This is a genomic window from Kitasatospora purpeofusca, assembly GCF_036010405.1.
Classification (GTDB): domain Bacteria; phylum Actinomycetota; class Actinomycetes; order Streptomycetales; family Streptomycetaceae; genus Kitasatospora; species Kitasatospora purpeofusca.
Genome location: NZ_CP108561.1, coordinates 5076977 through 5103583 on the forward strand (window position 1 = coordinate 5076977; position 26607 = coordinate 5103583).

The 26607-nt window shown below is 73.7% G+C and carries 24 protein-coding genes and 2 tRNA genes; 13 read left to right on the top strand and 13 right to left on the bottom strand.

Going from position 1 to position 26607, the window contains the following annotated elements:
• Positions 1-77: 77 nt before the first annotated feature.
• Positions 78-245 carry a hypothetical protein gene (locus OG715_RS22520; protein WP_266270654.1) on the bottom strand — a complete coding sequence of 56 codons (168 nt, stop codon included), beginning with the start codon at positions 243-245 and terminating at the stop codon, positions 78-80.
• A 177-nt stretch (positions 246-422) separates the two neighbouring features.
• On the opposite strand from OG715_RS22520, the gene OG715_RS22525 reads away from it, so the two are divergent.
• The gene (locus OG715_RS22525) at positions 423-1658 is read left to right on the top strand and encodes a M64 family metallopeptidase (RefSeq protein WP_266270655.1); all 1236 of its coding nucleotides are present in this window, start codon (positions 423-425) and stop codon (positions 1656-1658) included.
• A gap of 75 nt (positions 1659-1733) precedes the next feature.
• Positions 1734-3107: an MFS transporter gene (locus OG715_RS22530; RefSeq protein ID WP_266270656.1), complete on the top strand. Its 1374-nt coding sequence runs from the start codon at positions 1734-1736 to the stop codon at positions 3105-3107.
• A 62-nt stretch (positions 3108-3169) separates the two neighbouring features.
• On the opposite strand, the gene OG715_RS22535 is transcribed toward OG715_RS22530, so the two are convergent.
• Together OG715_RS22535 and OG715_RS22540 are read right to left on the bottom strand one after the other, a co-directional pair.
• Positions 3170-4009, bottom strand: a complete 840-nt coding sequence (locus OG715_RS22535) for a BRO-N domain-containing protein (protein ID WP_266270657.1) — start codon at positions 4007-4009, stop codon at positions 3170-3172.
• 149 nt (positions 4010-4158) lie between these two features.
• The gene (locus OG715_RS22540; RefSeq protein ID WP_266270658.1) at positions 4159-4980 is read right to left on the bottom strand and encodes a maleylpyruvate isomerase family mycothiol-dependent enzyme; all 822 of its coding nucleotides are present in this window, start codon (positions 4978-4980) and stop codon (positions 4159-4161) included.
• 176 nt (positions 4981-5156) lie between these two features.
• On the opposite strand from OG715_RS22540, the gene OG715_RS22545 reads away from it, so the two are divergent.
• The 3 genes from OG715_RS22545 (at position 5157) to OG715_RS22555 (ending at position 8039) form a co-directional block, all read left to right on the top strand.
• Positions 5157-5954, top strand: coding sequence for a carbon-nitrogen family hydrolase (locus tag OG715_RS22545; protein WP_266270660.1), 798 nt, complete (start codon positions 5157-5159; stop codon positions 5952-5954).
• A 201-nt stretch (positions 5955-6155) separates the two neighbouring features.
• Entirely contained in the window at positions 6156-7271 is a 1116-nt protein-coding gene (locus OG715_RS22550; RefSeq protein ID WP_323182149.1) for a GntR family transcriptional regulator, read from the top strand.
• 120 nt (positions 7272-7391) lie between these two features.
• The gene (locus tag OG715_RS22555) at positions 7392-8039 is read left to right on the top strand and encodes a hypothetical protein (protein WP_030392479.1); all 648 of its coding nucleotides are present in this window, start codon (positions 7392-7394) and stop codon (positions 8037-8039) included.
• 118 nt (positions 8040-8157) lie between these two features.
• Here the strand turns inward: OG715_RS22555 and OG715_RS22560 are convergent, their stop codons facing one another.
• Positions 8158-8943, bottom strand: coding sequence for an SLATT domain-containing protein (locus OG715_RS22560; RefSeq protein ID WP_266270661.1), 786 nt, complete (start codon positions 8941-8943; stop codon positions 8158-8160).
• 471 nt (positions 8944-9414) lie between these two features.
• Between OG715_RS22560 and purD the strand changes: the two genes are divergently transcribed.
• The 4 genes from purD (at position 9415) to OG715_RS22580 (ending at position 15709) form a co-directional block, all read left to right on the top strand.
• Positions 9415-10659 (top strand): phosphoribosylamine--glycine ligase, encoded by a 1245-nt coding sequence (gene purD / locus OG715_RS22565; RefSeq protein WP_266270662.1) that lies wholly within the window; start codon positions 9415-9417, stop codon positions 10657-10659.
• Positions 10660-11337: 678 nt separating this feature from the next.
• Positions 11338-12915: a M48 family metalloprotease gene (locus tag OG715_RS22570; protein ID WP_266270663.1), complete on the top strand. Its 1578-nt coding sequence runs from the start codon at positions 11338-11340 to the stop codon at positions 12913-12915.
• Between the two features lie 235 nt (positions 12916-13150).
• A complete protein-coding gene (locus OG715_RS22575; RefSeq protein ID WP_266270664.1) occupies positions 13151-14692 on the top strand; it encodes a N,N-dimethylformamidase beta subunit family domain-containing protein in 1542 nt (513 codons plus the stop codon).
• 117 nt (positions 14693-14809) lie between these two features.
• Positions 14810-15709 carry a phosphoribosylaminoimidazolesuccinocarboxamide synthase gene (locus OG715_RS22580; RefSeq protein WP_266270665.1) on the top strand — a complete coding sequence of 300 codons (900 nt, stop codon included), beginning with the start codon at positions 14810-14812 and terminating at the stop codon, positions 15707-15709.
• A 28-nt stretch (positions 15710-15737) separates the two neighbouring features.
• Here OG715_RS22580 and OG715_RS22585 read toward each other — a convergent pair whose 3' ends face one another.
• The 7 genes from OG715_RS22585 to OG715_RS22615 all read right to left on the bottom strand — a co-directional run bounded on the left by OG715_RS22585 (position 15738) and on the right by OG715_RS22615 (position 20360).
• On the bottom strand, positions 15738-16358 hold the full coding sequence (locus tag OG715_RS22585) for a response regulator transcription factor (protein WP_266270666.1): 621 nt from the start codon (positions 16356-16358) through the stop codon (positions 15738-15740).
• A gap of 25 nt (positions 16359-16383) precedes the next feature.
• The gene (locus OG715_RS22590) at positions 16384-17610 is read right to left on the bottom strand and encodes a sensor histidine kinase (protein WP_266270667.1); all 1227 of its coding nucleotides are present in this window, start codon (positions 17608-17610) and stop codon (positions 16384-16386) included.
• A 98-nt stretch (positions 17611-17708) separates the two neighbouring features.
• Entirely contained in the window at positions 17709-18563 is an 855-nt protein-coding gene (locus tag OG715_RS22595; RefSeq protein WP_266270668.1) for an ABC transporter permease, read from the bottom strand.
• Positions 18560-19564: an ABC transporter ATP-binding protein gene (locus OG715_RS22600; protein WP_266270669.1), complete on the bottom strand. Its 1005-nt coding sequence runs from the start codon at positions 19562-19564 to the stop codon at positions 18560-18562. The genes OG715_RS22595 and OG715_RS22600 overlap by 4 nt, the downstream gene beginning before the upstream one ends.
• A 164-nt stretch (positions 19565-19728) precedes the next feature.
• Positions 19729-19804: transfer RNA gene (locus tag OG715_RS22605), tRNA-Gly, on the bottom strand.
• Positions 19805-19843: 39 nt separating this feature from the next.
• Positions 19844-19916: transfer RNA gene (locus OG715_RS22610), tRNA-Gly, on the bottom strand.
• 126 nt (positions 19917-20042) lie between these two features.
• Entirely contained in the window at positions 20043-20360 is a 318-nt protein-coding gene (locus OG715_RS22615) for a histone-like nucleoid-structuring protein Lsr2 (RefSeq protein WP_266270671.1), read from the bottom strand.
• Between the two features lie 459 nt (positions 20361-20819).
• Between OG715_RS22615 and purS the strand changes: the two genes are divergently transcribed.
• The 4 genes from purS (at position 20820) to OG715_RS22635 (ending at position 24905) form a co-directional block, all read left to right on the top strand.
• Entirely contained in the window at positions 20820-21080 is a 261-nt protein-coding gene (purS, locus tag OG715_RS22620) for a phosphoribosylformylglycinamidine synthase subunit PurS (protein ID WP_078879748.1), read from the top strand.
• Positions 21077-21754 (top strand): phosphoribosylformylglycinamidine synthase subunit PurQ, encoded by a 678-nt coding sequence (purQ, locus tag OG715_RS22625; protein ID WP_266270672.1) that lies wholly within the window; start codon positions 21077-21079, stop codon positions 21752-21754. The genes purS and purQ overlap by 4 nt, the downstream gene beginning before the upstream one ends.
• Positions 21754-24009 carry a phosphoribosylformylglycinamidine synthase subunit PurL gene (purL, locus tag OG715_RS22630; protein ID WP_266270673.1) on the top strand — a complete coding sequence of 752 codons (2256 nt, stop codon included), beginning with the start codon at positions 21754-21756 and terminating at the stop codon, positions 24007-24009. The genes purQ and purL overlap by 1 nt, the downstream gene beginning before the upstream one ends.
• Positions 24010-24077: 68 nt before the next feature.
• The gene (locus OG715_RS22635) at positions 24078-24905 is read left to right on the top strand and encodes a sterol carrier family protein (RefSeq protein WP_266270674.1); all 828 of its coding nucleotides are present in this window, start codon (positions 24078-24080) and stop codon (positions 24903-24905) included.
• 40 nt (positions 24906-24945) lie between these two features.
• Here OG715_RS22635 and OG715_RS22640 read toward each other — a convergent pair whose 3' ends face one another.
• Complete coding sequence (locus OG715_RS22640; protein ID WP_266270675.1) at positions 24946-25788, bottom strand: DUF3152 domain-containing protein; 843 nt, start codon at positions 25786-25788, stop codon at positions 24946-24948.
• 385 nt (positions 25789-26173) lie between these two features.
• A complete protein-coding gene (locus OG715_RS22645; protein WP_266270676.1) occupies positions 26174-26587 on the bottom strand; it encodes a DUF3151 domain-containing protein in 414 nt (137 codons plus the stop codon).
• Positions 26588-26607: the final 20 nt, after the last annotated feature.

The window sequence follows — 26607 nt, forward strand, 5'->3', positions numbered from 1 at the left end:
CCAGGGAGACATGAAGGGGCCCGACTCCGCACCGCCGTGCGGAGTCGGGCCCCTTCGTTCTGGGGTCCCGGCGGGGCTCAGGACCAGGCGGTGTCGTCGTCGGTGCGGTCGACGGCGGTGTGCTCGTAGGTCTGCTCGTACATGGCGCGGCTCCAGGTTTCGTCCTCTGATGAATGGGACGTCCGACTCCGGGCGGGGTTGTCGCCGTTCTGCGGGAACTTCCGCACCTTCCCCGGCGGGGTCACGGCCGATGATCGAGAAACGCCTGGTTGGACTCATAGGTATGACTGGTCAGATCCTTGTGGTTCGTCCAGTTCGGTGACTTTTTCGCTGTTCTGTGAGGACGACACGCCGGGGCGGGTACGTCTTCGCGTCCACCACCCGGGCGACGCGGGTGACCGGAACGTCGAGGACGCACCCGTATGCCGCCTGGCAACCCTGGCCGGATCGTCCGGAGTCTGGCCGCGCTCGTGCTGGTGTCCACCGCCGTACTCCCGGCCGCGCTCGAACTGGCCGGCCCCTCACCGTTCGGGGTGATCGGGGCCGGTGCCCCGGCCGACCGCGCGGTCCCACCGCACACCGCGGTGCAGCACGCCGATCTGCGCACCACCGGGGACGCGCCGACCGTCGACATACGGCGGACCGGCGACCCGGCCAACCGGATCACCCTCGTCCTGCTCGGCGACGGCTACACCGCCGAGGAACAGGACGTGTTCCGCGAACAGGCCGACCGGGCCTGGCGCGCGCTGATGGAGATCGAGCCGTTCCGCAGCTACCAGGGGTTCTTCAACATAAGGCGGGTCGAGGTGGTCTCCCCGGTCTCCGGCATCGCCGAGACCGAGAGCCGGGGCCGCAGCCCCGCCACCCCGCTCGGCATGCACTTCTGGTGCGAGGGAACCGCCCGGCTGCTCTGCGCCGACGAGGACGCGACGGCCCGGTTCGCCGGGCGCGGCGAGGGTCCGCAGTACCTGATCGCGCTGGCCAACTCCACCGAGTACGGCGGCGCCGGCGGCACCGGGGTGACCACCCTGGCCGGCGGCAGCCCCGACGCCGGCCGGATCATCCAGCACGAGATCGGGCACACTGTCGGCGACCTCGGCGACGAGTACGACAGCGCGCCCGACGACGCCGACTACCCCAACCTCTCCACCGAGAACGCCGACGACATGCGCCGCAAGCAGTCCAAGTGGTGGCGCTGGCTCGGCGCGGAGTCCCCGGACGGCGCCGGGACCATCGGCGCCTACCGCAGCGCCAACGGCATCTTCCGGCCCACCCCGGACTCGGTGATGCGCACCCTCGGCGGGGCCTACAACCTGCCCTCCCGGGAAGCGATCATCGAGGAGATCTACCGCCGGATCCGGCCCACCGACACCGCCGTACCGGCCCCCGGCGACGTCACCGGCCGGCCCCGGCTGGAGGTCCGGCCGGTCCCGCTGACCGGCGCCCGGCAGCTGCGGGTGGACTGGACGGTGGACGGCGTCCCGGTCGAGCCGCAGGCGGCGGACCGCAGCTGGCTGGACACCGCGTCGCTGCCGCTGGAGCCCGGGCACGCCGCGACCGTCACGGCGACCGTCCGGGACACCACGAACTGGGTGCGCGACGAGGCCTTCCGGGAGCGCTACATGACCCGCTCGGTCTCCTGGACGGTGCCCGGCTGAGGCGGGGCGGGAGGCCGCCCTGGGTGGCCCCCACCCCTGGGCATCCAATGATGGGATGACTAATCTGGGGCCACTATGACCGTGGAGCCAGCCCGTTCAGCCCGTCCCCTGTCCGCCTCCGCTCCTCGCGCCACAGCCGACCGCGCCGGTGGGACCACCGGCGCTCCCGCCACGGGCCCCCGGCAGCCGCCCGGGGGCCGGGCCGCGTGGATCGCCTGGTCCATCGGGGCCAGCGTCTACGTCCTGGCCGTCATCCACCGCACCAGCCTCGGCGTCGCCGGCCTGGACGCCGCCGACCGCTTCGGCATCGGCGCCTCGGCGCTCTCCACCTTCTCGATCCTCCAGGTCCTCGTCTACGCGGCCATGCAGATACCCGTCGGCGTGCTGGTCGACCGGTTCGGCCCGCGCAAGGTCCTGCTGCTCGGCGTCCTGCTGCTCAGCACCGGCCAGCTCGCCTTCGCCTTCTCCGACGCCTTCGGCCCCGCGCTCGCCTCCCGGGCCGTGCTCGGCTGCGGCGACGCCATGACCTTCATCAGCGTGCTGCGGATCGCCGCCCGCTGGTTCCCCGCCGCGAAGAACCCGCTCGTCGCCCAGCTGACCGGCCTGGCCGGGATGAGCGGCAACCTGGTGACCACCGTCGTCCTCGCCCAGGCCCTGCACAGCGAGGGCTGGACGCCCACCTTCACCGCCATCGCCCTGCTGGGCATCGCGGTCTTCGCGCTCGTCGCGCTCTTCCTCCGGGAGTCTCCGGAGGTGCGGGAGGAGCCGTCATCGGCCGTCGGGGCGGCCGTACGGTCCCGGCCCGCCGTCGGCCGGCAGGTCCGGGACGCCTGGCGGGAGCCGGGCACGCGGCTCGGGCTCTGGATCCACTTCACCACGCAGTTCCCCGGCAACGCCTTCGGCCTGCTGTGGGGCCTGCCCTACCTGGTCCAGGCCCAGGGCATGACCCGTACCGAGGCCGGCGGAATGCTCACCCTGCTGGTGCTCGCCAACATGAGCTTCGGCTTCCTTTTCGGCCGGCTGCTCTCCCGGACCTCCCGGGCCCGGATGCCGATCGTGCTCACCACCATCGGCGTCACCTCGCTGCTGTGGGCGGTGACCCTCGCCTGGCCCGAGGGCCACCCGCCGCTCTGGCTGCTGGTCTCGATCATCCTGGTGATGGGCAGCAACGGCCCCGCCTCACTGGTCGGCCTGGACTACGCCCGCGCCCGCAACCCCGTCGAGCGCCTCGGCACCGCCTCCGGCATCGTCAACATGGGCGGTTTCATCGGCACGATGATCACCCTGTTCGGCATCGGCGTCCTGCTCGACGTCCTGACCCCGGCCGGGGCGGACGGGTACTCGGCGAGCGCCTTCCGCTGGGCGTTCTGCTGGCAGTACGTGCCGATGGCGGTGGGCACGGTGATGATCCTGCGGCTGCGGCGGAGGCTTTCGGCGGCGGCGGCGTAGGGTTTCTGACCTGTGGGAATGGGGGTTACCCTCAGAAATTCTGAGGGTAACCCCCATTCCCGTCAGTCCCGGTACTCGCGCATGAACTCGGCGAACTGCCGTGGTGTTCCGTGGATCCGATCGATCCGGCCGTGGTCCACGACCGCGTACATGAGAGGGGGCTCGGGTGCCGCCCCGGTCTCGTCCTCGGCCCGGGCCTCGTCCCGCATCCGGACCAGGTCCACGATCCGCAGCTTCGGGCAGCCCGGGACCGGCCGGCTGCCCCGGATCCCGACGTGCTCCCCGCCCGGGCACTCGAAGTACGGGCCGAACGGTGGCCCGCTGTCGTCCTGGCCGGGCAGCCGGAGACGCATCTCCCCGTGCCGGCAGTGGACCGTGCCGTCGGAGTGGACGGTCAGGCCCGGCCAGTCCTCGTGCTCGATCCGCGCGACGACGTACACCTGCTGCCCGATCGCCTCGCTGAGCGTCTCCGCCATCCGCCGCTGCTGGGTGGGGATGTCGGTGTCCCCCCGTCGGATGGACGGGAGCAACTCTTCCGTGACCCAGTCACGGAAGGGGCGGGCCGATTGTTTGTCGGAGCGCATGAGCAGCCCGTAGAGCCCTGGCTCGCTGACTACGCCGAGGATCGGATTACCGCGTCGATAGGCTTTCTGATCTGCGGAAACGTCGTGACCCTTGTTCCGAACAAGGGTCACCGACCGCAGATCGACGGTTCGGTGCTGGTGCGGGTCCAGGACTTTTACCGCATCGGTCGGATTTCCCCGCCCCAGCACTCGGCACACGTCCGCCGTGACGAACCACGGCTCGCCGTCGATCATCACCACCCTGATCGGCTGGCCCGTGACCGGGAAGCTCGACCGGACCAGCTCCATCCGCCCCTGCATCGTCTGTTCGTCGTCCATCTGGACGCCCCTCCTTCTTCCGGGTGACGCTGCCCGGAACAACGACGGCGAACAGGGGGGGGTATTGGTTCCAACATGGCGTACGGGAGCACGAGGCGCACTCGCCCGGCGCGCACGGTCCGTGTACGCCGGGCGAGTGAACGGAAGGACTACGGGGTGACGGAGAAGTTGGCCAGGACCCGCTCGGCGAGCTCCCGGTCGCCCTCGACGATCACCGAGCCGGGGCGTCCCCGGCCGCAGGCGAGGCGGACGTAGGTCTCCCAGTCGAGGGTCAGCTGGACGTCGGGGGCCAGGCTGATGGACTCGTCCACGCTGCCGCGGCCGGAGGAGTCGACCCGGACGGTGCGCAGGAACTCGACCGGGCCGGTGACGTCCACGACCACGGTGCTGCCGGCCGGCGCGCCGACCCGGTTGGCGACGACCTTCGGCAGGCCCTGGATCAGGACGTCGCGGGAGACCAGCGCGGCCGGCGAGTCGAGGTTGCCCGGAGTGCCGAGGGCGCGGCGGAGGTCCTGCTCGTGCACCCAGACGTCGAAGGCGCGCAGCCGGAGCAGCTCGTGGTACGGGATGTCGCGGCTCTGCGGGCCGGCCGGCCAGCGGACCGGCTCGTTCGGCATCTGCTTGGCGTTCCGCAGCGCCCGGGAGCGGCGGATGATCGTGTAGTCCAGCTCGCCGGTCATCTCCAGCGCGGTGTGGCAGCGGCGCTTGTCGACGGGCAGTTCCAGGTAGCGGGCGGCGTCGGTGGTGACGTGCAGCAGGTCGCGGGGCAGCGAGTGGATCGGGCGCGGGTCGCCGAGGAGTTCGGACTCGACGGCGATCACGTGCGAGACGACGTCGCGGACCGACCAGCCGGGGCACTCGGTGGCCCGGTTCCAGGAGCCCTCCGGCAGGGGGGCCACCAGTTCGGATATCGCCTCGATGGACTGCGTCCACGCGTCGGTGTACGCCTGCACGGTCTGGTTGTCCGTCACGGGAATCTCCGGCCCTCCGTCAGCTGCCTTGCCACGCGTGTCCGCGCGTTCCGGGACCGGCCGGGAAAGGTCCGGGTCCCGGGCGCACACGCTAACCGCACGTTACGCTGCCGGGTGAGAGCAGGGCAGCGCTTTCGGGTGACGATCGTAGGACTCTTGCCGTGGACGGTGGTACTGTGCGCGCTTCATTGATCCAACTCGTGGTCTCCGACACGGAGCCCCCGGCCGAACGGCGGGCCCGTGCGGCCGCCCTGGTGCGGGCCCAGCGGGGATCCGACCTGGTGGTCCTGCCCGAGCTGTGGGCGCTCGGCGGCTTCGCCTACGACCTCTGGTCGGACGGCGCCGAGGCGCTGGACGGGCCGACCTCGGACGCGATGGCGGCGGCGGCGAAGGCGGCGGGCGTCTGGCTGCACGCCGGTTCGATCGTCGAGCGCGATCCGGACGGGCCGATCTACAACACCTCGCTGCTGTTCGCCCCGGACGGCGAGCTGGTGCACACCTACCGCAAGATCCACCGCTTCGGTTTCGACAGCGGCGAGGCGGTGGTGATGGGCGCCGGGCAGGAGATCGTCACCGCGGCCACCGACGTCGGCACGCTGGGCCTGGCGACCTGCTACGACCTGCGCTTCCCGGAGCTGTTCCGGGCGCTGCTGGACGCCGGTGCGCAGGTGCTGGTGGTCCCGGCGGCCTGGCCGGCGCGGCGGCGGGAGCACTGGACGCTGCTGAACCGGGCGCGCGCGGTCGAGGAGCAGGCGTACGTCCTGGCCTGCAACACGGCCGGCACGCACGGCGGGGTGGAGCAGGCCGGCCACAGCATCGCGGTGGACCCGTGGGGCCGGGTGCTGGCCGAGGCGGGGCCCGGGGAGGAAGTGCTGACCGTGGAGTTCGACCCGGCCGAGGTGGCCAAGGCGCGGGCGGAGTTCCCGGTGCACCGGGACCGGCTGCTCGGCATCCCGGCACCGGTCCAGCGCTGACGGCACCCCCGGAGCGGTCCGGAGCGGAGCACGAGCCGGTGCGGAGCGCGGACCGGGCGGGCAGGGGTGCGGGCGGGCACATGTGGGGGGCTTGTACACAGCCGTGTCCCTTTTGAGAAGATGAGCCCTCGTCGTGTTACCAGCCGTTCTTCCGCCGGTCTGTCCCGTCAGGCCGCCAGCCCGCCCGAGGAGGTCGCGCGCATGTTCGGCACCGGCGCGGGCGGCACCCGTCCCGTGATCCAGCGCAACAGCCTGCGCGAGCAGATCGCGGGCGCGCTGCGCGAGGAGATGATGGCCGGCCGGCTCGCGGCCGGGCGGAACTTCACCGTCAAGGAGATCGCCGAGCTCTACGGGGTCTCGGCGACCCCGGCCCGCGAGGCGCTGGTCGACCTCGCCGCGCAGGGGCTGCTCCGGGCCGAGCACCACCGGGGCTTCACCGTCCCCGAGTTCGGCTGGGACGACTTCCGGGAGATCTTCGAGTCCCGGGTGCTGATCACCGACAGTTACTTCCGTCGGCTGGCCGTGAACCCCGGTCGGCCGGACGACAGCCGGCTGCCCTCGCTGCGCCGCCGGGCGGACGCCGCGGTGCGGGCGGCCCGGGCGGGCAACCTGGACGTGATGGTGGGCTGCGACCGCCGGTTCTGGCAGGAGGTCGCCGGGCTGCTGGGCAACCGCCGGATCGCGGACTACCTGGACTGGCTGCGGGTGCAGTCGTGGATGTTCGCCGCGCGGTACCTGCGGTCGATGCCGCAGCTGGGCGGCGTCTGCTGGGACAGCCACCTCGATCTGGTGGACGCGATCGAGGTGCGCGACGTGCCGCGCGTGCACCGGATCGTCTGCGAGTACAACCTCTTCACCGTCGGGCTGCTGGCCGAGCTGGCCGGGCAGCAGGTGGAGACGGTCGGGGTGCTGCCGCTGCTGACCGGCCGCCCGGTCGGCACACCTGGCGGCCCCGGGGCCGAGCACGGCCCGGTGGCGGCCGGGGCGCCCCGGACCGGGGAGGACGCGGAGCCGGGGAGCGCCCAGCGGTCGGAGGGTGCCGCGCGGACCCCGGGCGGCCCCGGGCCGGAGCAGCCGGAGCCGGGTACCGCGCACCACCAGGCGGAGCCGGGCCGGGAGCCCGGTGCCCGGGGCCGGGAGCGCGAGCTGGGCCGCGAGCTGGGCCGTGAACTGGGCCGTGAACTGGGCCTGGGCCTCGGCCTGGTGCCGCAGCCGAGGTCGGTCCCGTACGGACGGTTCGGCCGCCGGCTGCCCGAACCGCCCTCCGGCCAACTGCCCGAGGGACGGCCCGATCCGCATCGCGCGCCGGGCCGGTAGGGTGGGCGGTCGTTCGTCCCGGCCGCTCCTCGTACCGACCGTCCGGGTACCGACCCCCGTCCATCCGCCGTCCGCCGCCGCGCGGCCGGTTCCCGCCGCCCGGAGAGGAAGAGCCGGCCCATGGCCTGCGACCTCTGGCTCGTCCCGCTGGTGGACGTACTGAGCCACAGCCCCGACAACCCGTTCCGGGACGACCTCGCGCTCTACAACCGGGTGCTGGCCGACAACGGCCTGCCCGAGATGCCGGTCTACCGGTACGTGCCGGGACTCAGCGGGGCGGTCGAGCCGATAGCCGCCTTCGACTACGACTCGCTGCACTTCCTGCGCCGGGCCTACCTGCTGGGCCTCACCGGCCTGGACATCACCCCGGTGGACGCGCTGGGCGGGGACTACGAGCAGCTGCTGGAGATGTTCGAGAGCAGCGCCGAGCAGTCGCACCTGGTCTGGCACTTCGACCACGCCGGTGCCTACGTGCCGATCGAGTTCGCCGCCCCGCTGGTGGAGGAGTCGCTGCTGGCCTCGGGCGGGCCGCTCGGCTCCAGCCACGGGCTGCTGCGCGAGCTCCAGGCCGTGGCCCCGGCGCTGGGCATCGACCCGCTGGACCCGCCGGCACCGACCAGGCCGCTCGGTCCGACCGGCCTGGAGCAGCCGTTCGGTCCGCCGCTGGACGACCTGCACCCGTTCGCCCGGGAGCGGCACGCCTGGGCGGGCCTGTACGCGGCGGCGACCCGGAGCCTGCACCAGGGCTCGATGGTCGTCTTCGCCTGAGCCCGATCCGGAGTCCGGGTCCGAGCCCGGGTCCGAGCCGTAGCAGGAGTCCGGGGCCGAGCCCCTGGCCGCAGGCCACCGCGCGCACCGCGCCCGGACCGCTCCGCCCCGCCCCCGCCTACCGCAGCGGGCCCTCCGGCGGCCGCTGGCGCGGCATGGTGGGCCTGGCCCCCGGCGGCGGCAGCACCCGGACCTGGGCCCCGACGCCCGGCTCGGTACGCCCGCCCCAGCTGCCGGAGGCCTGGGTGGGCAGCCGGGTCATCCCGGCCCGGAACTCCAGCATCCACTCCGAGGTCTCCGTGCGGACCATGTCCGAGACGTCCTCGCAGAACCGCCGCAGCACCCCGAGGCACCGCTCTGCGGCCTCGCCCGCGGTCCCCTCGGTGGGGCCGAGCACCTCCCGGACGCACTCCGACGCCCAGTCGAACTGGAAGGCCTCCAGCCGGCGCTGCAGCGCCTGCGCGGTGGAGACGTCGCGCATCCAGCCGGAGGTCAGTCCGAACGCCCGGTCCGCGCCGTAGCAGGCGCCGGCCAGCGCCAGCCCGACGTAGCCCCAGTCGGCGGCGTGGGCGACCGTCCCGGTGAGGTCGACCAGCGGGGCGGTGACCCCGCCGACCGCGAAGCCGGTCGTGCCGAACCGCAGCAGCCGGGCCCAGCGGCGCTTCCAGATCCGGTCCCGGCGGTACCAGTCGATCGCCTCGACCGCCCGCTCCTCGGACCAGCGGTACAGCTCCTCCAGCCGCTCCGCGGGCTCGCCCCAGTCCCCGAGCGGGAACTGGCGGGCGCTCAGGTCGGACCGGTGGCGGGTCGACGCGCGGGGCGCGAGGGTCGCGGCGGGCGGATCCTCCTCGCCGATCTCCTTGCCCCAGGCACTCTCCTCGGGCTGCATTTCCGGCTGGCTCACCTGTGGGGCTCCCTGTGGCGGGCGGACGGCTGGTCTGGCTGGTCCCGACTCTGCGCGGACTGACGTGTCGTCGGCCTGACGGCCGGTGAAACGCCGGACAACGCGCCGAACACGCCGCCGTTCCGGTGCGGGTGCGGGTGTCCCGGGACGGCACCGCCGACGGTCGCCGACGGTGGTCCAACAGCACTTCTTACCGCCAAATGGCTGACCGTGGGGGCGCTTCACCAATGATCGTTATCGGATTCGGCCACCGGATCCCGAGGTGGGAGGGTTGCGGCGGTCGGCAGGATTTCACCCGTCCGAGGGAGCCGTCGGTGACCCGCTGTCCTGACCCGGGCACCGAGAGGCGACTTCGGCACCCCCGGGACTGGACGATCCTCCGAGGCAGTGCGTGTACCCGAGCCCCTCGATCGTCTCTTCCTACGGGACCGGAGAGCGGCCTGAACCGGCCACCGACTACCCTTACCCAGCGTGAAGGTCCTCGTCATCGGCGGCGGCGCCCGCGAACACGCCCTGTGCCGCTCTCTGTCCCAAGATCCCGCCGTGACCGAGCTGCACTGTGCCCCGGGCAACGCCGGGATCGCGCAGGTGGCGACGGTCCACCCGGTCGACCAGCTCGACGGCGCGCAGGTCACCGCGCTCGCCGTGCTGCTCGGCGCCGAACTGGTCGTGGTCGGCCCGGAGGCCCCGCTGGTCGCGGGCGTCGCCGACGCCGTGCGCGCGGCCGGCATCCCGGTGTTCGGCCCGTCCGCGGAGGCCGCCCTGCTGGAGGGCTCCAAGGCCTTCGCCAAGGACGTGATGGCCGGCGCCGGCGTACCCACCGCCCGCTCCTACGTCTGCACCACCGGCGCCGAGGCCGCCGAGGCCCTGGACGCCTTCGGCCCGCCCTACGTGGTCAAGGACGACGGCCTGGCCGCCGGCAAGGGCGTCGTGGTCACCTCCGACCGCGCGGAGGCGCTGGCCCACGCCGAGGCCTGCGAGAGGGTGGTGATCGAGGAGTACCTGGACGGCCCCGAGGTCTCGCTGTTCGCGATCACCGACGGCACCACCGTCCTCCCGCTCCAGCCCGCCCAGGACTTCAAGCGCGCCCTCGACGGCGACCAGGGTCCCAACACCGGCGGCATGGGTGCCTACTCGCCGCTGCCCTGGGCCCCCGAGGGCCTGGTCGAGGACGTCCTGGCGACCGTGCTGCAGCCGACCGTGGACGAGCTGCGCCGCCGCGGCACCCCGTTCTCCGGCCTGCTCTATGCCGGTCTGGCGCTGACCTCGCGCGGCACCCGGGTGATCGAGTTCAACGCCCGCTTCGGCGACCCGGAGACCCAGGTCGTGCTGGCCCGGCTGCGCACCCCGCTGGCGGGCGTGCTGCACGCCTCGGCCACCGGCGCCCTGGACCAGCTGGAGCCGCTGCGCTGGGACGAGGGCGCCGCGGTCACCGTGGTGATCGCCGCCGAGGGCTACCCGGCCGCGCCGCGCACCGGCGACCCGATCGAGGGCCTGGCCGAGGCGGAGGCCGCCGACGGCACCGCGTACGTGCTGCACGCCGGGACGAAGGCGGACGGCGAGCGCGTGCTGAGCGCCGGGGGCCGGGTGCTGTCGGTCACCGCGACCGGTGTCGACCTCGTCGAGGCGCGCGAGCGGGCGTACCGGTCGGTCGGGCGGATCTCGCTGGCCGGCGGCCAGCACCGCGGGGACATCGCGCTGAAGGCCGCGCAGTAGCGGCCGCCCGCCCCCGTTCCGTCCCCGGGCCCCCGGCACGCCTCCGCGCGCCGGGGGCCCGGGCGTTCCGGGCCGCGTCCGGCCGCCCCGGCGGCGGCCGTCGGCGCGGCTTCGCGGGCCCGCCCGGCGCGAGCCCCGGCGCGGACGCCCGGCGGGCCCCGGCACCCTCCTCCGCACCCCCCTGGACAACCCCCATGGCCGCAGCGCGCCCCGGCGTTTCCGAACCGGGTGGGACGGGAGCGACACCCGGTGCCGCCACACCGTTCGGTCCCCGGAATCCAGCCCATCGAGTGACAGCGACCGCATCCGGCTGACGTAACCGGCTGCCCGGCCTTATGGTGCGCTGGACCACGGCACCACAGGTCGGGCCGCTTCCGGCCGCCGCCGGGTAGGGGTGGTCGTGCGGGGGGATGCTGGACGGCGTCCGGCCGGACCGGACCCGCCGGGCGCTTCCCGGGGGCGGTCGTCCGGTTTTCGGGCGGTGTCACCGGGACGAGTGGAAACCGGGGCGATCCGGAACACCCACCCGCACCCGGGCGTCGAAAATGTCGGAAGCGCCACGCAGCATGTACTACCGGGGCTCGGACACCACCGTTTCCCGGTCGGAACTGATCGTTTCGAATCGGCTCAGGGCCCCGTCACGGGTGTCCCGGGGCTCCGAAGGGGGTGCCGCACCGTATGGCCGCTGTCGACACCGCGCGCGCTCACGCCCAGGCGGTCCTGCGGATCAGGGGCCTCGCCCTGGCCGCCGCCGCGCTGCCCGCCGCCACCGCGGTGGTGCTGCTCGCCGGCCGGTTCACCGGGCGGATCGGTGCCCCCGGCTCCCCCGACGGGGCGGCCTGGGACATCGCCCGCTGGACGGTCTGCGCGGTGGCCGCGCTGACCCTCCTGGTGGCCGGGCTGGCCGCCCGCGCCTACCGCCGGGCCGTCCCGCCGCAGACCCCGGCCGTGCCGCTGGACCGCGCCCAGGCCCCCGAGCTGTACCGGCTGATCGACGAACTCGCGGACCGGCTGGAGGTCCCCGCGCCGTCCGCCGTGGCGCTCACCCCGGACTGCGACAGCTGGCTGGAGGACGTCCCCGCGCCGAGGCCCCGCCGCTCCCGGGCGGCCGGCCACGAGCCGACCGCCCCGGTGCTGGTGGTCGGCTCGCCGTTCCTCTGGTGGATGCGGGCCGGTGAGCTGAGGGCCCTGCTCGCCCCGGTGGTGGCCGGAACCGCGGCCGCCGCCGACCCGGAGATCGCCGCCGCCCGGCACTTCCTGCGCTCGCTGGACGCCAGCCTGGACGCCGGCCCCGCCGACGGACCGGCCGGCCTCCCCGGGGGCTGCGCACCGCGTCCGCCCCGCCGGGGCCCGGTCGCCCTGACCGACCGCCTCACCGACCGGATCACCCGCCGGCTGCTGGGCGCCTGCCGCGAGCACGCCGCCGAGCTGGAGCGCTCCGTCGCCGGCTGGGCCTCCGAGCAGGCCCGCAGCGTCGACTACGGCCTGCGGATCGCCGCCCAGGAGCAGGTCGGCCTCGCCTACGCGGGCTGGGACCGGCTGCTCACCCGGGTCGCGCTGCCCGCCTGGCGGCTCGGCCGGCACCCCGCGCACCTGAACGCCGGAGTGGTGGCCGCGCTCACCGAGCTGTCCCGGCGCGACCGGCTGGCCGACGGCTACAGCAGCCGGCTCGGCGACCGCCCGGCCTGCGACCTGCTGGAGGAGCCGGGCGAGGTGGACGCCGCGGTCTCCCGGCTCGCCGCCGAGCTGTTCTTCGGGGCGCCCGCCTCCGGTGCCTGGCGCGAGCTGGAGTGGGTCGACTACCCGGCCGAGGTGGTGGACGCCGGCTGGCGGGCCCGCGCCGCCGCCCTGCAGTCCGCGCTGGACCTGCTCGCCCCGCAGGCCCGCCCCGGCGCCCCGACGCTGACCCGGCTGCTCGGCCGGCTGGCCGACGGCGACGGCGAGCGGCTGGCCGCCGCGCTCGCCGCCCAACTGGCCCGCACCACCGCGCCCGCGCCGCTGCTCGAACCGGTCCGGTCCGGGCGGGACGTCCTGGTCGACCACGTCACCGCGATGGTCTGCTGCGCCGCCGTGGACACCGCGGGCGCCGTCCCCGGTCTCGACTGGCTGGACGGCCCGGTGCTGCTGCTCGGCGGGGTCCGCCGCACCGACCTGGCCGAGCCGGTGGCCCAGGCCGTCGAACAGGGCCAGGACGGGCCCCTGCGGGCCTGGCTGGACGCCGCGGACGTCCGGCTGGAGAAGCCGGTCCGGCTCTGACCCCGCCGCCGACCGGCCCCTCGGGGGCGCGAGCTCCGACGGTGAGCGCCCCCGGCCGGGCAGGCCGCCCCGGGTCTTCGCAGGCCGGAGGCCGTCCGTCCGACGGCCCGGAAGATTCCCGCCACTAGTTGCTACCGTGGGGTGACGCAGCGCCAGCACGGTGTGGTGTATTAGACCGCACGCACATCCGGGAGGCACGTGCCAACCGGCGAAGGTGCACCTGGGAGGGGCGCGCGTGGGGACCGAACTCAACCGCCGCTGGGAGTCCGGGACGCACGCGCACAGCGTCTCCGACCCCTTCGGCCAGGGCCCGCTGCCCTGGCTCCGCAGCCCGGACCAGTACGTCGCCGGTGCCGAGGGCGACGAGGTGCCCTGGTACGTCTCGGTGGACGCGCCCGGGCAGCGCCCGCTGTCCGCCGGGGTGCGGGGCAGACCGGCGGTCGGCAGCCCGCTCGGCGCGAACGACGAGGAACAGCAGATCAAGGGCTTCGCCTCGGCCGGGGTGGTCCGCCCCGGCGGCTCGGTGGACCTGCGGGTCACCGTCAACCCGCCCCGCGAGTTCACCGTCGACGTCTTCCGGATCGGCCACTACGCGGGCGACGGCGCCCACCACATGACGTCCAGTCCGCTGATCGCCGGGATGTCCCAGCCGGCCCCGATGGTGGTCGGCCGGACCGTCTCCTGCCACCACTGGTGGCACACCTGGCGGCTGCAGATCCCGCAGCACTGGCGGCCCGGCGCCTACGTCGCCGTGCTCACCACCGCCGACATGCTGCACCGCAGCCACATCCCCTTCACCGTGCGGGACTTCGAGGACCAGAACCGCTCCGCCGAGCTGCTGCTGGTGCTCCCCGACGTGACCTGGCAGGCGTACAACCTCTTCCCCGAGGACGGCCGCAGCGGCGCCAGCCTCTACCACGCCTGGGACGGCGGCCGGCTGGTCGGCGAGCCCGAGGCGGCCGTCACCGTCTCCTTCGACCGGCCGCACGCCACGGCCGGGCTGCCGCTGCACGTGGGCCACGCCTACGACTTCATCCGCTGGGCCGAGCGCTACGGCTACGACCTCTCCTACGCCACCGCCACCGACCTGCACGCCGGCCTGGTCGACGCCTCCCGGCACCGCGCGCTGGTCTTCCCCGGCCACGACGAGTACTGGTCCGAGCCGATGCGCCGGGCCGCCGAACGGGCCCGGGACGGCGGCACCTCGCTGGTCTTCCTCTCCGCCAACACCATGTACTGGCGGGTCGAGCTGAGCCCCGGTCCGTCCGGGGAGCCCAACCGGATGCTCAACTGCCGCAAGCGCCAGAAGGTCGGTCCGGGCAGCCCGGCGGCCGGGGTGCCCGGCGCCGCCAGCGCGCTGTGGCGCGACGCCGGCGAGCCCGAGCAGCACCTGCTCGGGCTGCAGTACTCCGGCCGGGTCGCCGCGCCGGTCCCGCTGGTCGCCCGGCACACCGCGCACTGGCTCTGGGACGGCACCGGCGTCCAGGAGGGCGAGGAACTGCCCGGGCTGGTGGCCGGCGAGGCGGACCGCTACTACCCCAAGGTCGCCCTGCCCGAGCACAGCGAGCGGGTGCTGCTCGCCCACTCCCCGTACCGGGACCTGGCCGGCCGCACCCGCTACCAGGAGACCTCGCTCTACCGGGCGCCCAGCGGCGCGTACGTCTTCGCCGCCGGCACCTTCGCCTGGTCGCCCGCACTGGACCGCCCGGGGCTCACGGACGAGCGGATCCAGCGGGCCACCGCCAACCTGCTGGACCGGCTCTGCAAGAACGGCTGACCGGCCCGGCCCGGGTCCGGCCCCCGGGCCGGGCCGGTGCCCATGACAGACTCGACCCCAGTGACCTCCCCTTTCGCGCCCCACGCCCGCGAACGACCCCTGAGGACTGAGACGATCTTGAGCGGATTTGTCACCAAGCCCGAGCCGGTCCAGGTGCCCGGCCTGGTCCACCTGCACACCGGCAAGGTGCGCGACCTGTACCGCGCCGAGTCGGGCGAGCTGGTGATGGTCGCCAGCGACCGCACCTCGGCCTACGACTGGGTGCTGCCCAACGAGATCCCGGACAAGGGCCGCATCCTCACCCAGCTCTCGCTGTGGTGGTTCGAGCGGATCGCCGACATCGTGCCCAACCACGTGGTCTCCACCGACGTCCCGGCCGGCGCCCCCGCCGACTGGAAGGGCCGCACCCTGGTCTGCCGCAGCCTGGAGATGGTGCCGGTCGAGTGCGTCGCCCGCGGCTACCTGGCCGGCTCCGGCCTGGAGGAGTACCGGGTCTCCCGCACCGTCTGCGGCATCGCGCTGCCCGAGGGCCTGGTCGACGGCTCGGAGCTGCCCGCCCCGATCTACACCCCCGCCCTCAAGGCCGAGGTCGGCGAGCACGACGAGAACGTCTCCTACGAGGAGACCGCCCGCCGGATCGGCGCGGAGCTGGCCAACCAGCTGCGCCGGACCACCCTGGACGTCTACTCCCGCGCCCGGGACATCGCCCGTGACCGGGGCATCGTGCTGGCCGACACCAAGTTCGAGTTCGGTCTGCTGGACGGCGAGCTGGTGATCGGCGACGAGGTGCTCACCCCGGACTCCTCGCGCTTCTGGCCGGCCGACGAGTGGGAGCCGGGCCACCCCCAGCCCTCCTTCGACAAGCAGATCGTCCGCGACTGGCTGACCTCCCCGGCCTCCGGCTGGGACCGGAGGAGCGAGCAGCCGCCGCCGGAGCTGCCGGCCGAGGTCCTGGACCGGGTCCGGGCCAAGTACGTCGAGGCCTACGAGCGGATCACCGGCCTGACCTGGGTCTGAGACCGGGCGGGCGCCCGCGGGCCGGCGGTCAGATCCAGCCGTGCTCGCGGGCGATCCGCACCGCCGCGTGCCGGTTCTCCGCGCCCAGCTTGGCGACGGCCGAGGACAGGTAGTTGCGCACGGTGCCCTGGGAGAGCGAGGCGCGTTCCGCGATCCCGGCGATCGAGGTGCCGTCGGCGGCCAGCTCCAGCACATCGGTCTCGCGCGGGGTCAGCGGCGTCTCCCCGGCGGAGATCGCGTCCGCCGCGAGCTCCGGGTCCACGTACCGGCCGCCGGCCCGGACGGTCCGGATGATCCCGGCCAGGTCCGCCGCGGAGACGGTCTTCGGCAGGAAGCCCCGGACACCGACCTCCAGCGCCCGCTTCAGATAGCCGGGGCGGCCGTGACCGGTGACGATCATGCAGCGGCAGTCCGGCAGCAGCGCGCGCAGCCGGGTGGCCACCTCGATGCCGTCCAGACCGGGCATCTGGAGGTCCAGCACCGCGATGTCCGGCCGGTGCGCCTCGGCCATCGCCAGCGCCTCCGGGCCGGAGGCCGCCTGGGCGACCACGGTGAGGTCCTCCTCCAGGGCCAGCAGCGCGGCGAGCGCGCCGCGGATCAGGTGCTCGTCGTCGGCGAGCAGGACGCGGACGGGCGCGGGGTCGGTCATCGGCGGGCCTTCCGTACGGCGGGGGTCAGAGCGGGACGCTGGCGAGCAGCCGGAAGAGCCCCGGCCCGGCCTCCGGGACGGTCAGCTCGCCGTTGTGGGCGGCGAGCCGTTCCCGCAGGCCGCTCAGGCCCGTCCCGCCGCCCTGGGAGGGCAGAGGTACGGCCGGCACCCCGTCATTCTCCAGCTCCAGCAGGGCCCGGCCGCCCTCGCGGCGGAGCCTGATCGAGCAGTGGCCCGCCTCGCTGTGCCGCAGCACATTGGTGGTGGCCTCGCGGATCACCCAGCCGAGCACCGACTGGACCGCCTCCGGCAGCGTCTCGGCGTGCTCGCCGAGGTCGATCTCGCAGGCCACGTCGGCGGAGCGGAGCACCGCGCGGGCGCCGACCGCCTCCGCGTGCAGGGCCGCCGTGCGGTAGCCGCGGACGACGTCGCGGACCTCGCGCTGGGACTCCTGGGCGATCTGCTGCACCTCGGCCATCTGCTCGGCGGCCTCCGGTCGGCCGCGCCGGGCCAGCTGGACGGCCAGCTCGCTCTTGAGCGCGATGGTGGTGAGGTTGCGGCCCATCACGTCGTGCAGGTCGCGGGAGAACCGCAGCCGCTCCTCGGCGACGGCCAGCCGGGCCTGGGCCTCGCGGGCGGTGTCCAGCTCCTGGACCACCGACTGGAGCCAGGCGAAGCTGCGGCAGCTGCAGCCGATGAGGAGCATGACCAGCCCGCTGCCGGTCAGGACCCCGAGCGAGGTACCGGGGGTGGCGCCGGTCAGCAGCATCGCGGGGAGGACGGCGAGCAGCGCGACCGCCCCGGCGAGGGCCGCCCGGAGCGGGCGCAGCCCGACCGAGGCCGGGCCGAAGGCGGAGAAGAGCATGGTGCTGGCGACCGGGGCGGTGAAGGACACGAGCTCCCCGCCGTTGGCCGCGTCGACCCGGGGGCCGAGCAGCAGTAGCGCCCAGGAGCCGGCCACCGCGAGGCCGCCGTTGAGGGCGAGCCAGCGCAGGTGGTCGGTGGGCCGGTTCAGGTAGTGGTCCAGGGAGGTGCGGTAGGCGCGCAGGGTGACCAGGGTCTGGGCGAGGCCGAGCACCAGGGCGACCCTGGAGGCCGGGTCGCTCCCGGAGTCCGGGTCGGCCAGATTGATCATCACGGTGAGCGGCAGCGGCGCCAGCGCCATCAGATAGAGCGACCAGCGGAGGTAGAGCTCGGAGCGCTGGGGCTTGGAACGGCCCCGCCACGCGCGCACCGGATTCACGACACCCATTTCTCCCGCTCCCCGTTCCGTCATGATCGTGCTGCGGCCTTCTTATCAGAGGTCGAACGGGGAGCGGGCCTTCGGATCGGTACCGGGCGGACGGGCGCTCAGCGGCGCGGCTCCCAGCGGAAGTACCGGACGGCGCCCCAGACCGCCAGGGCGAGCCAGACGCTCCCGGTGACCAGGTGCGGAGCGGCGGTGGCCCAGGTGCCGGCGAAACCGGTCGGGGCGGCCGAGCCGTCGGTGCCGAACCAGCCGACCCGGACCAGCTGGAAGGCCGGGGTGGAGGGCAGCAGGCGGCAGATGTCGGCGACGCGCTCGGGCATGACCTCCAGCGGGACGAACAGCCCGGAGCCGAACTGGGTGAGCAGCAGGACCGGCATGGTGGTGATGCCGGCGCTCTCCACGGTCCGGGTGAAGGCGCTGGAGACGGCGGCCAGGGCCATCAGCGTCGCGACCACCAGGGCCAGGCCGACCACCAGCAGCAGCGGGTTGACCGGTGCGGTGAGGTGCAGGGCGGTGGCGCCGACGACACCGATCACCCCGCACATCAGCAGGGCCAGGCCGACCGAGGGGACGGCGGTGCCGACCAGGATCTCGATGTCCCTGGCCTCCCCGGTGCGCAGCCGCTTGAGCACCAGCTCGCCGCGGCGGGCCACGTAGGCGGCGGTCAGGTTGTAGTAGACGACGAAGGCCAGCACCATGCCGACCGCGCCGTTGACCAGCAGCGAGTCGACGTCCAGGCCCGGGCTGGTCTCGGCCTGCTGGTCGAGCACGTTCTTGAGCCCGCCGATCAGCAGTACCGGCAGCAGGAGGGCGGTGAACAGGGCGGTCCGGTTGCGGAGCAGCAGGACCCCCTCGGCCCGGCCGAGGGCGAGCAGACGGCGGACGACGGTGCTCCGCGGGCCGACGCCGGAGGACCGGGTGCGCTGCGGACCGGCGGTGGTGGTGGCGGTGGTCATCGGGAGAGTCCGATCAGCTTGCGGCGGGCGGGGGGAGCGGCGGGGGTGTCGGCGGGGGGCCGGTGGCCGGCCTCGGAGGCGATGGCCAGGAAGGCCTCCTCCAGCGAGGCGCTGCGGGCGTCGAGGGCGCCGAGCGCGATCCCGTGCCGGTCGGCCCAGCCGAGCAGCTCGGTCAGGGTGGCCTGGAGGGCGGGCGTCCTGACGGTGACCTTCCGGCCGTCGACGGTGACGGTGGCGCCGGCCAGCGGCGGGAGGGAGGTGCCGGCGAACGCGGGGAGCTCGAAGCCGATCCGGGACGGGCGCCCGGCGATCACTTCGGCCACCGTGCCGGCCATGACGATCTGTCCGCCGTGCATGATCGCCAGCCGGTCGGCGAGCTCCTCGGCCTCCTCCAGGTAGTGCGTGGTGAGCAGCACCGTGGTGCCCTCGGCACGCAGTTCGCGGACCAGCTGCCAGACGGAGGCGCGGGCCTCCGGGTCGAGGCCGGTGCTCGGCTCGTCCAGGAACAGCACCTCGGGACGTCCGAGCAGGGCCATCGCCAGGTCGAGGCGGCGGCGCTCGCCGCCGGAGAGCTGCTTCACCCGGACACCGCGGCGGTGGCCGAGGCCGACCAGCTCCAGCGCCTCGTCCACGGGGCGGGCGTGGCTGGTGATGCCGGCCCAGGCGCGGCCGGTCTCGCCGACGGTGAGGTCGCCGGGGAAGCCGCCCTCCTGGAGCATGATGCCGATCCGGGGGCGGACGGAGGCCCGCTCCCGGTGCGGATCCTGCCCGAGCACCCGGACCCGGCCCCCGGTCGGGGCGGCGAGGCCCTCGACGAGTTCCATGGTGGAGGTCTTGCCCGCCCCGTTGGTGCCCAGCAGGGCGAACAGCTCGCCGCGTCCGACGGTCAGGTCGACGCCGCGGACCGCGTGGTAGCGGTCACCGCCGGCGCCGTAGTGGCGGTGCAGGTCGGTGACCTCGATCACGTGGTCGCCGGCGGCGTGGGGCTGGCTCGTTTCCATGCCTCAAGCCTTCCGCCGACCGGGCCGCGCGGGCAGTGCGCGGTCTCACCGGAACCCGGTGCGGATCCACGGGTGGGCGATGACAAATGTCATGGGTGCCTTCGGGATTCCGCCGGGAGCGGGAAACGCCGAAGGGCCCTCTCTTCCGAGAGGACCCTTCGTACTGGAGCGGACGACGAGATTCGAACTCGCGACCCTCACCTTGGCAAGGTGATGCTCTACCAACTGAGCCACGTCCGCAGGATGTAACTATTGAGTTGTACTGTGCTCGCTACTGCGAGCGGACGACGAGATTCGAACTCGCGACCCTCACCTTGGCAAGGTGATGCTCTACCAACTGAGCCACGTCCGCCTGGTGCCTGGGGCACCTGCCGCCTCTCCGGATCTCTCCGTTGCGGCGACGAGGAATACTCTACAGCATCTTTCGGGGTGGTCGCCCCACCCTTCTGCCGAGGGCGGGACGACCGGGGCCGGGTGGTCAGTTCGCCTCGGCGAAGGACTCGTAGACGTGCTTCGGGATGCGGCCGCGGGCGGGCAGTTCCATGCCGCGGGACTGGGCCCAGGCGCGCACGGCGGCCGGGTCGGGGGTGAGGGCGGTGCGGCGGAAGGACTTTCCGGTACGGCTCTGGCGGCGGCCGGCCGCGACGAACGGGGCGAGGGCCTCCCGCAGCTTTTCCGCGTTGTCCACGGACAAATCGATCTCGTACGACTTCCCGTCGACGCCGAAGTGGACGGTTTCTGCGGCTGCGCCGCCGTCCAGGTCGTCGGAGAGCGTGACAACTACACGCTGAGCCATGGGTGTCAATCCTCTCGGGCAATTCGGCCGACAAGGGTGCGGGTGCGCCCCGGGGCCTGATGTGCACCCTTCGCGCAAGTGCATACGGGCAGGCCGGATGGCCGTGCCGGATACGCAGCACTCGCCGCGGCAGGTGGCCCTATTCTGCACCCGAAGCGGGGAGAAATCGAAGAGTCCGGCTTTCTTTTCCGGATATTCACGTGTCTTCGCCGGGTGCCGGATACCGGTGCACTCGACTGGCCGATCTGTCCGGAGTGCCGGTATTCGGGTGCTCTTCGGTGGTTCTCGCGGGGGTTCCGGAATCCGGCGAAAAGGGGCACCCGGCGGGGGTGGCGGGCAGGTGGAGCCCTTGTGGCGTAAGGGTCGTCGGTCTACGCGCGTCACCGTCCCCGGCCAGCAAACACGCTCGAAACCCCCGGTAGTCTGGAGTTCCCCCGCCTCACGAAGACACCACCGGGAGTGCCAGTGGCACGCGTCGTAGTCGACGTCATGCTCAAGCCGGAGATCCTCGACCCCCAGGGACAGGCGGTGCAGCGTGCGCTGCCCCGTCTCGGATTCACCGGGATCTCCGACGTCCGCCAGGGCAAGCGTTTCGAGCTGGAGCTGGAGGGCCCGGTCGACGACGCCGCGCTCGCCCGTATCCGCGAAGCCGCCGAGACCTTTCTCGCCAACACCGTGATCGAGGACTTCACCGTCCGCGTCGAGGAGGACGGCAAGTGACCACCCGCGTCGGCGTCGTCACTTTCCCCGGCTCCCTCGACGACCGCGACGCCCGGCGCGCGGTCCGCCTGGCCGGCGCCGAGCCGGTCGCCCTCTGGCACCGTGACAAGGATCTCCACCAGGTCGACGCCGTCGTCCTGCCGGGCGGATTCAGTTACGGCGACTATCTGCGCTGCGGTGCGATCTCCCGGTTCTCGCCGGTGATGGAGACCGTCATCGAGCAGGCCCGGCTGGGAATGCCCGTTCTCGGTATCTGCAACGGCTTCCAGGTGCTGTGCGAATCCCACCTGCTGCCCGGCGCGCTCACCCGCAACGACTCGCTGCACTTCGTCTGCCGCGACCAGAAGCTGCGGATCGAGAACAACGGCACCGCCTGGACCCGGGATTACACCCCCGGGCAGGAAATCGTCGTGCCGCTGAAGAACGGCGAGGGCCGCTTCGTCGCCGACGAGCGGGTCCTGGACGAGCTGGAGGCCGAGGGCCGGGTGGTCGCCCGTTACCTCGACGTCAACCCCAACGGTTCGTACCGTGACATCGCCGGCATCACCAACGCCGCCGGCAATGTCGTCGGTCTGATGCCGCACCCCGAGCACGCCGTGGAGCCGCTCACCGGTCCCACCACCGAGGGCCTGGGCTTCTTCACTTCCGTTCTGAAGCAGCTGGTGAACGCCTGATGAGCCTCGACACCGTCAAGAACGCCGAGCAGACCCCGGACGCCGCCCAGCCCTGGGCCGAGCTCGGTCTCAAGCAGGACGAGTACTCCCGGATCCGGGAGATTCTCGGCCGCCGCCCGACCGGCGCGGAACTCGCCATGTACTCGGTCATGTGGTCGGAGCACTGTTCGTACAAGAGCTCCAAGGTCCACCTGAAGCAGTTCGGCGACAAGAAGCCCGAGACGGACGCGATGCTCGTCGGCATCGGCGAGAACGCCGGTGTGGTCGACGTCGGCCAGGGTTACGCGGTCACCTTCAAGGTCGAGTCGCACAACCACCCGTCGTACATCGAGCCCTACCAGGGCGCGGCCACCGGCATCGGCGGCATCGTCCGCGACATCCTGGCGATGGGCGCCCGCCCGGTCGCCGTGATGGACCCGCTGCGGTTCGGTGCGGCCGACCACCCGGACACCCGGCGCGTGCTGCCCGGGATCGTCGCGGGCATCGGCGGCTACGGCAACTGCCTGGGCCTGCCGAACATCGGCGGCGAGGTCGTCTTCGACTCCTGCTACCAGGGCAACCCGCTGGTCAACGCGCTCTGCGTGGGTGTCATGAAGCACGAGGACATCCACCTCGCGCAGGCCTCCGGCGCCGGCAACAAGGTTGTCCTGTACGGCGCCCGCACCGGCGGCGACGGCATCGGCGGCGTCTCGGTGCTCGCCTCCGAGACCTTCGACGACAGCAAGCCGGCCAAGCGCCCGGCGGTCCAGGTCGGCGACCCGTTCCAGGAGAAGCTCCTGATCGAGTGCACCCTGGAGATCTTCCGGGAGAAGCTGGTCAAGGGCATCCAGGACCTCGGCGGCGCCGGGCTGTCCTGCGCCACCTCCGAGCTGGCCTCGGCCGGCTCCGGCGGCATGCGGATCGACCTCGACACGGTGCACCTGCGCGACCACACGCTCTCGCCCGAGGAGATCCTCATGAGCGAGTCGCAGGAGCGCATGTGCGCGATCGTCGAGCCGGACAAGATCGACCGCTTCCTGGAGATCTGCGAGAAGTGGGACGTCATCGCCAACGTCATCGGTGAGGTCACCGACGGCGAGCGGCTGGAGATCTTCTGGCACGGCGAGCTCGTGGTGGACGTGCCCCCGCGCACCGTCGCCCACGAGGGCCCGACCTACCAGCGCCCGTACGCCCGCCCGAGCTGGCAGGACGCGCTGCAGGCCGACGCCCCGACGGCCGAGCGGCTGGCCCGCCCGACCACCGGCGAGGGCCTCAAGGCGGACCTGCTGAAGCTCGCCTCGCACCCGAACCAGGCCTCCAAGTCCTGGATCACGGACCAGTACGACCGGTACGTGCTCGGCAACACCGTGCTCTCGCACGGCGAGGACTCGGGCATGATCCGGATCGACGACGAGACCAACCTCGGTGTCTCGGTCGCCACCGACGGCAACGGCCGCTACACCAAGCTGGACCCGTACACCGGTGCCCAGCTGGCCCTCGCCGAGGCGTACCGCAACGTCGCGGCCGGCGGTGCCAAGCCGCTCGCCGTCTCGGACTGCCTCAACTTCGGCTCCCCCGAGGACCCGGACGTGATGTGGCAGTTCGCCGAGGCCACCCGGGGTCTCGCCGACGCCTGCCTGACCCTGGGCACCCCGGTGACCGGCGGCAACGTCTCGCTGTACAACCAGACCGGCGAGGTCGCCATCCACCCGACCCCCGTGGTCGCGGTGCTCGGCGTCATCGACGACGTCACCCGCCGCACCCCGATGGCGTTCGCCGAGGAGGGGCAGCTGCTCTACCTGCTCGGTGACACCGAGGACGAGCTGGGCGGCTCGGCCTGGTCGCAGGCGGTCCACGACCACCTGGGCGGCCTGCCGCCCAAGGTCGACCTGGAGCGCGAGCGGCTGCTCGGCGAGATCCTGATCGCCGGCTCCCGGGACGGCATGGTCGACGCCGCGCACGACCTCTCCGACGGCGGCCTGGGCCAGGCGCTGGTGGAGAGCTGCCTCAAGGGCGGCCGGGGTGCCCGGATCGTCGTGCCCGAGGGCCTGGACCCGTTCGTGTTCCTGTTCTCCGAGTCGGCCGGCCGTGCCGTCGTGGCCGTGCCGCGCAGCGAGGAGCTCCGGTTCAACGACATGTGCACCGCGCGGGGCCTGCCGGCCGTCCGCATCGGTGTGGTGGACGGCGACTCCCTGGACGTCCAGGGCCAGTTCACCGTCCCGCTGGCGGAGCTGAAGGACGCCCACACCGGCGTCATCGAGGCCCTGCTGGCCTGATTCGGCCCCCTTTCCCACGGGCGGACGGTTCGCGAGAACCGTCCGCCCGTGGGCGTATGTTGGGGGCCATGCCTGCCAAGTCCCGTACCTACCAGCCGGCCAGGGTGGTCGCCGCGCTCGCGGCGCAGACCGGTGCGCTGCGCGACGCCGTCCGGCGGCTGTGCGAACGCCCCGACGCCGAGCAGTGCCTGGCCCGGCCGACCAGGCTGGGGGAGTGGCGGGTGCGCGAGCTGCTGGCGCACCTCGCCGTCCAGATCGAGTGGCTGCCGGCGCATCTCGACGATCCGGCGGAGGGCCGGCCGCCGCTGGACCTGCCGCGGTGGGCGGAGCGGGTCGGCACCCTCGCCCCGCTGCTCGACGAGCAGGCCAGGGCGCGGTCGGCGGACGGGTTCGACGGTGACCCGGCCTCGGTGGCGGCGGCCTTCGACCGTGCCGCCGACGCGCTGCTCGGCGCCCTGGCCCGGCCGGAGGCGGCCGATCCGGCCCGGCGCTTCGAGATCCGGCTGGGCTCGATGGCGCTCACGGAGTTCCTGGTGACCAGGCTGGTCGAGACCGTGGTGCACGCCGACGACCTGGCCGAGGCGCTCGGTCCCGAGGCCTTCCCGCACGACCGGCAGGCGGTGGCCGCCGTGACCAGGATGCTCGCCGACGCCTTCGCCGAGCTGGTGCCGGGCGGCGCGGTGGAACTCCGGGTGCCCCCGTTCGCGGTGGTGCAGGCCGTCGAGGGGCCGAGGCACACCCGGGGCACCCCGCCGAACGTGGTCGAGACCGATCCGCTGACCTGGATCCGGCTGGCGACCGGCCGCGCCGACTGGGCGGAGGCGGTCGACTCCGCCGCGCTGTCGGCCAGTGGCGAGCGCAGCGACCTGCGGACGTACCTGCCGGTCCTGGGCTGAGCGGTCCCGCTCCGGTCGGGCGGCTCGCCCCGGCCGGGCCTCAGGGGACCGCGGGACCGCTCAGGTAGCTGCCCTCGGCGCTGTAGGGCCAGGCGTTGGCCGTACAGCCCTTGAGGCCGTAGATCTGCTGCATCATCGCGGGCGCGGGCTTGCCGGGGCCGGGGCAGCCCTCGTGGCCGTGGCCGATCCGGTGGCCGACCTCGTGGTTGATCACCAGGGCCCGGTACTCGTCGATCGGACCGCTGAACTGGGGCGAGCCGATGGTCCAGCGCTTGACGTTGACCACCACCTGGTTGCCGACGTTGCAGTTCACCTCGCCGCGGGTGTCCAGACCGGCCGCGCCGCAGATCCGGTCGACGGTGGCGGCGGAGGCGATCTTCACGGTGAAGTCGTAGGCACCGGAGGAGACCAGCTGGAAGCCGTTCCTGCGGTCGTTGGTCCAGCCGCGCCTGTCGGCGAGGATGCCCTGGATCTGGGCGGCGGAGGCCGTCGGGTCGATGCCGATGCCGTCCTCGACCTCGACCCGGTAGCGGCGGACGGTGCCCCGGCCGACCGGGTCGGCGGAGCCCTGGGCGACGGTGAAGGTGCCGGCGCCCTTGGCCGGCGGGGTCTCCGGGCCGCCCGGCTGCGGGGTGGCGGCGGGCGCGGGCGGAGCCGGGGGCGAGGGCGGGGCGCTGGGCGTGACCGGTGCCGGGGCGGCGGCCGCCGGGGGGCCGGACTGCGGCGCCGGGGGCACCGGGGCGGCGGGCGCGGCGGCAGTGCCGTCCGGCGGGGCGACCCTGGCCTGGGCGGTCCGGTCGGCGCCGGGCAGGGCGTCGGGGCGGTTCAGGGTGGACAGGGTGCCGCCGAGGATCAGCACCGCGGCGACCAGCGCGGTGAGCATGCCGGGCCCGAGCCGGCGGCGGGGCGGGCGCCTGCGGCGGGAGCCTGCCCCGCCGCGGGGCCGACCGCCGGCTCCGCCCGTGCGGGGCGCCGGGCGCCCCCCGGGGTGTGCGGCGGTACGGGAACGGCGGGCGGGACTGCTTGCGGGCACGCTGGGGCTTTCTGTCGACCCGTGGGGCCGCGGAACCTCGAACTGACGTGCGCGCCCCCCTGGCCAGCCCACCCTGGCATGGCGGACCGGTGAATGTCCATGTACGGGATGTGCACAGAACGGACAAAAACCGCCCCCGGTGTCCTGTCGGGCACCGGGGGCGGCGGGTCACGGGCGGTCGGGGCACCGGCCGTCCGGGCCTAGGCCCGGGGCGGGTGTCGGCCCGGGGCTGGTGTCAGCCCAGGGTCGCGGCGGCGGTCGGCGAGCTGTCCCGGAGGAACTGCGAGCAGCGCTCCGCCTCCTCCTTCTCCTCGATCGCGGCGGCGGCCCGGCCGAGCGCGTGCAGCGCCCGCAGGAAGCCGCGGTTCGGCTCGTGCTCCCACGGCACCGGGCCGTGGCCCTTCCAGCCGCTGCGGCGCAGCGAGTCCAGGCCGCGGTGGTAGCCGGTGCGGGCGTAGGCGTAGGACTCCACGACCCGGCCGGCCGCGAAGGCGTCGTCGGCGAGCTGGGCCCAGGCCAACGAGGAGGTCGGGAACTTCGCGGCCACCTCGGCCGGGGAGGCGCCGCCGGCCAGCAGCTCCAGCGGGCCGGGCTCGGCGGGCAGGTGCGTCGGGGCGGGACCCCCGAGGAGGTTCTCGTGAATGCTCATGCCCCCCAGTGAACCACCGG